2 protein-coding genes and 2 pseudogenes are annotated in these 2610 nt (G+C 40.4%); 3 read left to right on the plus strand and 1 reads right to left on the minus strand.

Annotated features, from left to right (window positions below; genetic code table 11):
* A pseudogene (locus R7P72_RS23570) lies at positions 1-167 on the minus strand (acetyl-CoA C-acyltransferase); the annotation flags it as partial.
* 721 nt (positions 168-888) lie between these two features.
* On the opposite strand from R7P72_RS23570, the gene R7P72_RS23575 reads away from it, so the two are divergent.
* From R7P72_RS23575 to R7P72_RS23585, 3 genes and pseudogenes are all read left to right on the plus strand, one after another.
* Positions 889-1464, plus strand: a complete 576-nt coding sequence (locus R7P72_RS23575) for a sigma-70 family RNA polymerase sigma factor (protein WP_005380528.1) — start codon at positions 889-891, stop codon at positions 1462-1464.
* Positions 1457-2188, plus strand: a complete 732-nt coding sequence (locus tag R7P72_RS23580) for a DUF3379 domain-containing protein (RefSeq protein WP_005380527.1) — start codon at positions 1457-1459, stop codon at positions 2186-2188. The genes R7P72_RS23575 and R7P72_RS23580 overlap by 8 nt, the downstream gene beginning before the upstream one ends.
* A gap of 297 nt (positions 2189-2485) precedes the next feature.
* A pseudogene (locus R7P72_RS23585) lies at positions 2486-2610 on the plus strand (transporter); the annotation flags it as partial.

A 2610-nucleotide genomic window follows, 5' to 3' on the forward strand; every position in this document is an offset into this window, starting at 1 on the left:
TTCGGATCAATATCTGTTCGAGCAAGCATTTCGCTTACTACCATTTTCCCTAAATCGACCGCTGGCACTTGGCTAAATTCCGTGCTTTGACGAGCAAAGGGAGTTCGAAGCCCCGCGACAATAGCGACACGCTCACCATTGCGTGTTTTTACTTCCTGCTTGCCCATTGTTTCTCCTTAAATACAAGAGGTCTGACCTGATGCATTGTAATGAATTTGTTAAATTTATCAAACGTGCGTTTAAATAAACGTGAAGCAAGTAGTTCAATTACTCTACTTCTTTGATTCTTATGCGATTACTAATGGTTAACTATAGAGAGTTAAAACGGTAAGAGGTATACGGAAAGTAAAATCGAAGCAAAAAAAAAACCACACATAACTGTGTGGTCGGAATATCTATAAAACAATTAACTTACGCCAATTGAAAAGTAATCAGTTTCCTGATTAGGAGAAAGTAAAGTCAGCCTTCAAAAGGAAGTGTCATCTTGCTCAACATGTTAGTCGCAATGACTAACGAGATGACAAGGTGTACTATAACCCCTTCACTGCTTGATATTTTGAAATAGATCAATTTTATAGTGATTTTACGAGTTTTAAGCTCATCTAGAACGATTATTGATTCAAAACAATTCAAGAATCCACCATCAGAAGTCCCTTTTAATGCTCCATCGAGTGAACTTATCCAAGCCATTGATTACTAATGATGATATTGTTAACAATATATATCAATTCGTGTTCGATGATATCTGACATTTGCGTATACACTTTTAGGTAACCACATGGCTTATTGTGTCAAAGGGGTTGCATGACAAATCCTGCAACCAAAACCGCTAAGCGATGAAACAAGTAAAGTCATGCTCAGAACAAGTAAGAAACTCACAGAGCGAGGATGGAGGCTCCTGTGGCCATATTAAAAATGTTTGGAAAGAAAAATTCCAACAGTCCGGTCAACTCTGATATGGACAAGCAAAGAAAATACGAAGCGCTCGTCCGAGGGTATCATCGTGACTTGTACCGCTACGCATATTGGTTGTGCAAAGATAAAGCGGTCGCGGAAGATCTAGTTCAGGAAACCTGTCTTAGAGCTTGGAAGTCACTCGATAGCCTCCAAGACGAAAAAGCTGCCAAGTCTTGGCTCATCACAATATTGAGACGAGAAAACGCGCGCCGCTTCGAACGTAAACAATTTGATTTAGTTGATATCGATGATTACGGCAATGATGCTAAAGTCAGCGATGACTCACATCATCAGCAAGAATGGCTGCAGGCACAGATCATGAAGCTCGATGTTGAATACCGTGAGCCTTTATTTCTCCAGGTTGTTGGTGGTTTCAGTGGAGAAGAAATTGGCGACATTCTTGATTTAAATAAAAACACAGTGATGACTCGACTATTTCGCGCTCGTAATCAACTTAAAGAGATGTTGGATTCTCAAGATACCAAGAGAGGACAAAAGAATGGATGATTTAGAATTTCGTCGTCGTATTTTGTCGGATCCAAAACAAAAGGATGAAGAGATTCTGCAAGCTTTAGCTGGTAGCGACGCCAACAATAAGTTTGTTGATGACGTTTTGGATCTCGATGTAAAAATTAAACAAGCCATGAATGTGGATGTACCCGAAGATCTCGCAGATAAGATTTTATTTAGCCAGACGTCGAGTGCACTTGATGAAGAGAAGGTCGTAAGACCAAACTTTGTCCGCAAAGCAATGGCACTTGCCGCTTCTATTGCGTTCACCGCAGGGTTATTAGTTGGTCAAGTAAACTGGGGAAATGTTTTGGTGTCTCCAGCACAAGCCAGTTTAGCGGATACCGCGATGAAACACGTAATTCATGAAGAACCGTTTGTTCGTCATCTTGATGAGGATGTACCGAGCTCGCAAATTAATGCGAAAATGTCGCCATTTCATTACCAGTTTAGTGAAAACTTTCCATATCACGTTTACTACCTAAACCACTGCGGTTTTGGTGAATCCAATGCGGTGCATATGGTGTTCCAAGGTCCAAAAGGTAAAGTAACGTTATTTATTACTGGTATTCCAAGCGAACAAAGTACCGACTTTAATAAGGATGGCATGACCGGAATCGTTCAGCCCGTCGGGAGTTCAAGCCTGATTTTAGTCGGGGAAGAAGGTGAAAATATTGATGCGATCGCTACGACTCTTGCATCAATGATTAAGCCGATGTAACAACTTCGACGATTTCCAGCTTTCAAAAGGTTAAATGCCGCTAAATGATCTTATTTAGCGGCATTTTTGTATAAATAGAACACAAAACATTCACCACCGCTATAGCATTTAGAGCTTAAACTCTAAATTATGCATTTTAAGTGCAATTTCCCGTCTTTTAGACATCATTTCTGCAATTTTTATTCAATTTTATCCAATGGTCGGATTTGTCCAAGCAATTATTGATACTACTATCTGCGCCACTGAGCAAAAGCTCAATTTATCGTCCAAAGAGACGAATCTAATAAGGAAAAACAAATGACTCAGAACACGCGTCTGTTTAAAAAGACTCTCCTAGCAGTAACGGTAGCTTTTGCCTCAGGTCAATCGATGGCAGCGGGTTTCCAAATCAACGCTCAATCAGCAACTGGCATCGGCCGTGC

It is taken from the genome of Vibrio sp. Vb0888, from assembly GCF_033338835.1.
In the GTDB taxonomy this organism is placed as follows: domain Bacteria; phylum Pseudomonadota; class Gammaproteobacteria; order Enterobacterales; family Vibrionaceae; genus Vibrio; species Vibrio alginolyticus.